The sequence below is a fragment of the Streptomyces sp. NRRL F-5630 genome (assembly GCF_000719475.1).
GTDB lineage: Bacteria > Actinomycetota > Actinomycetes > Streptomycetales > Streptomycetaceae > Streptomyces.
The window spans coordinates 1-5,252 of the sequence record NZ_JOGO01000141.1 but is presented as its reverse complement, the minus strand read 5'-3'; the positions used below and the strand labels follow the sequence as shown (position 1 = coordinate 5,252).

The window sequence follows — 5,252 nt, the reverse complement described above, 5'->3', positions numbered from 1 at the left end:
GGCCCGCCCCGCCCCCGCACCCGCCCCGGCACCCGCTCCCGCCCCGGCCGCCGCAGACGCGGCCTCCCGCTCCGTTACCTCCTCCCCGTCCTCTTCCTCTGCACGGTCGCCGCGATGCTCATGCTGCGCGGGTACGTGCACAGCGAGATCATGGCCGACCACCGCGTCCGCCCCGAGGCGGCGACCGACAAGGTGCCGGAGAAGATCCTCGACGGCGGCCCGGTCATCGACACGCGCGACGGCAAGGAGAAGTCGCTGCGGATACCGGACCACCGCATCGTCCTCACCTTCGACGACGGCCCCGACCCGACGTGGACGCCCCGCGTGCTCGACGTGCTCAAGCGGCACCACGCGCACGCCACGTTCTTCGTCACGGGCACGATGGCCTCGCGCTACCCCGCACTCGTGCGCCGGATGGTCGCCGAGGGCCACGAGATCGGGCTGCACACCTTCAACCACCCCGATCTCTCCTACCAGTCGAAGACCCGCATCGACTGGGAGCTCTCGCAGAACCAGCTCGCGCTCGCGGGTGCCGCCGGGGTACGCACCTCGCTCTTCCGGCCCCCGTACTCCTCCTTCGCCGACGCGATGGACGACGCCTCGTGGCCGGTGGCCGAGTACATCGGCTCGCGTGGCTACCTGACCGTCGTCAACACCGCCGACAGCGAGGACTGGCGGCGCCCGGGGGCCGGGACGATCATCGCCAACGCGACACCGGAGAAGGCGGGCGAGGGCGCGGTCGTCCTCATGCACGACTCGGGCGGCGACCGCGCTCAGACCGTCGCCGCGCTCGACCGCTACCTTCCGCGACTCCAGGGCGAGGGCTATACGTTCGCCAACCTCACCGAAGCGCTCGGCGCCCCCGGCGCGCTCGCCCCGGTGAGCGGCCTCGACCTGTGGAAGGGCCGCGCCTGGGTGTGGCTCGTCGCCGCGTCGGACAGCGTCACGGGCGTCCTCGTCGCGGGCCTCGCCGTGACGGGCGGACTCGTCATCGCCCGTTTCGGCCTCATGCTCCTGCTCTCCTTCGCGCACGCGCGCCGCACCCGCCGCCGGGGCTTCGCGTGGGGGGTGCCGGTGACCGAGCCGGTCACGGTGCTCGTGCCCGCGTACAACGAGGCCAAGTGCATCGCCGCGACGGTGACCTCGCTCACCCGGAGCGAGCACCCCGTGGAGATCATCGTGATCGACGACGGCTCGACCGACGACACGGCGGGCATCGTGGAGCGCCTCGGCCTCCCGGGCGTCCGCGTGGTGCGGCAGGCGAACGCGGGCAAGCCGGCCGCGCTCAACCTGGGCATCGCGCACGCCTCCCACGACATCATCGTGATGATGGACGGCGACACCGTCTTCGAGGCGGCGACCGTCCGCGAGCTGGTGCAGCCCTTCGGCGACCCGCGGGTGGGCGCCGTCGCGGGCAACGCCAAGGTGGGGAACAGGGATTCGCTCATCGGGGCCTGGCAGCACATCGAGTACGTCATGGGCTTCAACCTCGACCGCCGCATGTACGACATGCTGCGCTGCATGCCCACGATCCCCGGCGCGGTCGGCGCCTTCCGCCGCGACGCCCTCGTCCGCGTCGGCGGCCTGAGCGGGGACACGCTCGCAGAGGACACCGACATCACGATGGCGATCCACCGCGACGGCTGGCACGTCGTCTATGCCGAGAAGGCCCGCGCCTGGACCGAAGCCCCCGAGTCCGTCGCGCAGTTGTGGTCGCAGCGCTACCGCTGGAGCTACGGCACGATGCAGGCCATCTGGAAGCACCGGCACGCCTTCGTCGAACGCGGCCACTCGGGCCGGTTCGGCCGCGTGGGCCTCCCGCTCGTCTCGCTCTTCATGGTCCTCGCGCCGCTCCTCGCCCCGCTCATCGACGTGTTCCTGCTGTACGGGATCGTGTTCGGCCCGACCGGGAAGACCCTCCTGGCCTGGCTCGGCGTCCTCGCCCTCCAGGCCGTGTGCGCGGCGTATGCCTTCCGGCTCGACAATGAGCCCATGACGTACCTCCTCTCGCTGCCCCTCCAGCAGCTCCTGTACCGGCAGCTCATGTACGTGGTCCTCCTCCAGTCCTGGATCACCGCGCTCACGGGCGGCCGCTTGCACTGGCAGAAGCTCCGCAGGACCGGTGTCTTCGACGCGGGCGGCACCCCGCGCGGCAAGGATCTGGCCGAACTGACCGGCGCGGCGCGGCTGTCCGGCGGGGTGTTGAGCGGCGACGAGAACGACAGCGAGCGGAGGCCGGTGGCATGAGCGGGACCGACAGCAAGGCGCACGGGGAGGAGGGCGCGGCCCTCACGGAGGCGCGCCCCCTCCCGAACACGCGGCCCCTCGCGGAGACATCGCCCCTCGCGGAGTCGCCGCCCCTCACGGCGATACCGCCTCTTGCGGAGTCGCCGCCCCTCACCGGGGCCGACGCCGGGCCCGTGACCGTGCCGCCCCCCGCCCAGGAGGCGGAACCGCTCGCAGCCGGAGAGGCCACCCGGAGCCGCCCGGCCGACGTGGCCGGGTCACGCCCGCCGGACGTGGCCGGGTCCCGCCCCGGCAGGGACCGTTACCTCGATCTCCTCCGCTCGGTCGCGCTCGTCCGCGTGGTCTTCTACCACGTCTTCGGCTGGGCGTGGCTCAGCATCGTGTTCCCCTCCATGGGCGTGATGTTCGCGCTCGCGGGCTCGCTCATGGCGCGCTCCCTCGCGCGCCCGGCCGTGTCCGTGATCCGTGGCCGGCTGCGGCGGCTGCTGCCCCCGCTGTGGCTCTTCGCCGCGCTGCTCGTCCCCGCGATGCTGTACGCGGGCTGGCGCGCGCCGCGCGGCGAGGGCTTCGGCTGGTGGCTGCGCCTGGCGACGTACCTCGTGCCGCTCGGCACGCCCCCCTACCCCGGAAGCCTGGGCGCGGCGGGCGGCTGGCTGGAGCAGGGCTGGGCGGAGGAGGCGGCGGTGCCGCTGTGGTACCTGCGCGCCTACCTGTGGTTCGTGATCGCCTCGCCGCTGCTCCTGAAGGCCCTGCGCCGCGCCCCCTGGCCGACACTCCTCGCCCCTGTGGCGCTGACCGCCGTGATCGGTACGGGCGTCGTCACGATCCCCGGCGACGGCGGCCCGGTGCTCACCGACTTCGCGCAGTACGGGAGCTGCTGGGTGCTCGGGATGGCGTACCAGGAAGGTCTCCTGCGCAAGGTGCCGCGCTATCTCGCCGTCTCGCTCTCCGGTTTCCTCATGGCCTTCGGCCTGTGGTGGGCGCTGGGCCACCAGGGGGAGGACGGCTTCGACCTCAACGACATCCCGCTCGCGCAGGCCACGTGGTCACTCGGCTTCACGGTGATCCTCCTCCAGTACGCCCCCTCCTGGAAGGCCCTCCCCGCCCGCCTCGCCCGCCTCGACCGCTTCGTGACCCTGACCAACAACCGGGCGGTCACCATCTACCTGTGGCACAACCTGCTCATCCTCGCCACCGTCCCGCTCATCGACCTCCTGTGGCGGCTGCCCGTCTCCGACGGCGCCTTCGGCACCTTCCTTGGGGACTCGTACGTGTGGTGGATGTTCGTGGCGGTGTGGCCGCTGATCGCCCTCGTGATCCTGCTCGTCGGCTGGGTCGAGGACGTGGCGGCGAAGCGGCGGCCGAGGCTGTGGCCGGACGGGGGAGGCAAACGGCGCGCGTAAGGCGGGCCCGCACCGCGCCCCCGGCGCCCGGCCCCCAAGGCGGGCCCGCACCGCGCCCCGGCGCCCGGCCCGCCCAGCCCATAGGCCGTGCCCCCCCGAAGGCCCCGTCCGCCTCCCCGGCTCGTATACCACCGCCCCCTTCGCCGGGCCCCGTCACGCGCGCGGCATACGCTGGGCACCGTCGCGAAACCTGCGCTTGGCAGGCTGACGCGCTCCCCGGCGGCGGGCCGGGAGAGGACCGGACGGGCGGGAACGGCGGTATGAGGAGCAGCGATACGGGGCGGGCGGGCGCGGAGCGGGAGGCGTGGCCGCTGAGCGGGTTCACCGTTGCCGTCACCGCCGACCGCCGACCGCCGCGCCGAGGACCTTCTCGCCCTGCTCCGCCGCCGGGGCGCCCGCGTCCTCCACGGCCCCGCGATGCGGACCGTCCCGCTGGAGGACGACGCGGAACTGAGGAAGGTCACCGGGGAACTGCTCGCGCGCCCGCCGCACCTCGTCATCGGCACCACCGCGGTCGGCCTGCGCGGCTGGTTCGCGGCGGCCGAGGGCTGGGGGATGGGCGCGGGGCTGAGCGAGGTGCTGCGCGGGGCGCGGCTCCTGGCGCGCGGGCCGAAGGTGAAGGGCGCCCTGCGGGGCGCGGGGCTCACCGAGGAGTGGTCGCCCGCCTCCGAGTCGATGGCCGAAGTGCTCGACCACCTGCGGACGTTCGAGCTGCGCGGCGCGCGCGTCGCGATCCAGCTCCACGGCGATCCGCTGCACGAGTTCCGCGCCGCCCTCACCGAGGCGGGCGCCGACGTCGTCGCCGTCCCCGTCTACCGCTGGCTGCCACCCGAGGACCCCGGCCCGCTCGACCGCCTCACCGACGCGGTCCTCGCGGGCAGCGTCGACGCCCTCCCCTTCACGAGCGCCCCGGCGGCGCTCGCGCTCCTCGCCCGCGCGGAGACCCGGGGTAAGCGGGACCAACTCCTCGGCGTGCTCAGGGAATCCGTCCTCGTCGCCTGCGTGGGACCGGTCACGGCCGCCCCGCTCCAGGCCCTCGGAATCCCCACCGTGGCCCCCGACCGCTTCCGCCTCGCGCCCCTCGTGGACCTCCTGTGCCGCGAACTCCCGTCCCGCGCCACGACCCTGCGCGTCCACGGCCATCTCCTCACCCTGCGCGGCACCTCGGCGCTCGTCGACGGCACCCCCCGCCCCCTGTCACCCGCGAGCGCCGCCCTCCTGCGCCGCCTCACCGAGCAGCCGGGCCGCGTCGTCCCCCGCACCGCGCTCCTCCGCGCCCTCCCGGGCACGGCCACCGACCCGCACGCGCTCGACTCCGCGATCAGCCGCCTGCGCACGGCACTCGCCACCCCCGGTCTCGTCCAGACCGTCGTCAAACGCGGCTACCGCCTGGCCGTCGAGCCGTAGGGCGGTGTCCGCGAGACCCTGTGCGGTGCCCGCCGACGAGGCGACGGCGAGACGCTTGGCCGACCGGCCGCGAGAGGGGTCCTGATCCGGGACCGAGCGGGTCGGACCCGGTCCGGGCCGGGGCACACGGAGCGAAGGCGCGCACGCCCTCCACGCCCCTACGCTCCCGCCCCGTACGCCCGCCCCCTTCCGTTC

2 protein-coding genes and 1 pseudogene are annotated in these 5,252 nt (G+C 74.2%); all 3 read left to right on the top strand.

Annotated elements, in window-relative coordinates; all coding sequences use genetic code 11:
• Positions 1-2,247: bifunctional polysaccharide deacetylase/glycosyltransferase family 2 protein (locus IF99_RS0129815; protein ID WP_031001508.1), on the top strand; the 2,247-nt coding region annotated here is incomplete at its 5' end.
• Entirely contained in the window at positions 2,244-3,650 is a 1,407-nt protein-coding gene (locus tag IF99_RS0129810; RefSeq protein WP_031001504.1) for an acyltransferase family protein, read from the top strand. The genes IF99_RS0129815 and IF99_RS0129810, both read left to right, overlap by 4 nt.
• A 260-nt stretch (positions 3,651-3,910) precedes the next feature.
• Positions 3,911-5,057, top strand: a pseudogene (locus IF99_RS31325) (uroporphyrinogen-III synthase).
• Positions 5,058-5,252 lie beyond the last annotated feature (195 nt).

Excerpts from the sequence above, each read along its gene's own strand:
- IF99_RS0129810 (WP_031001504.1), top strand. The coding sequence starts at position 2,244 with ATGAGCGGGACCGACAGCAAGGCGCACGGGGAGGAGGGCGCGGCCCTC.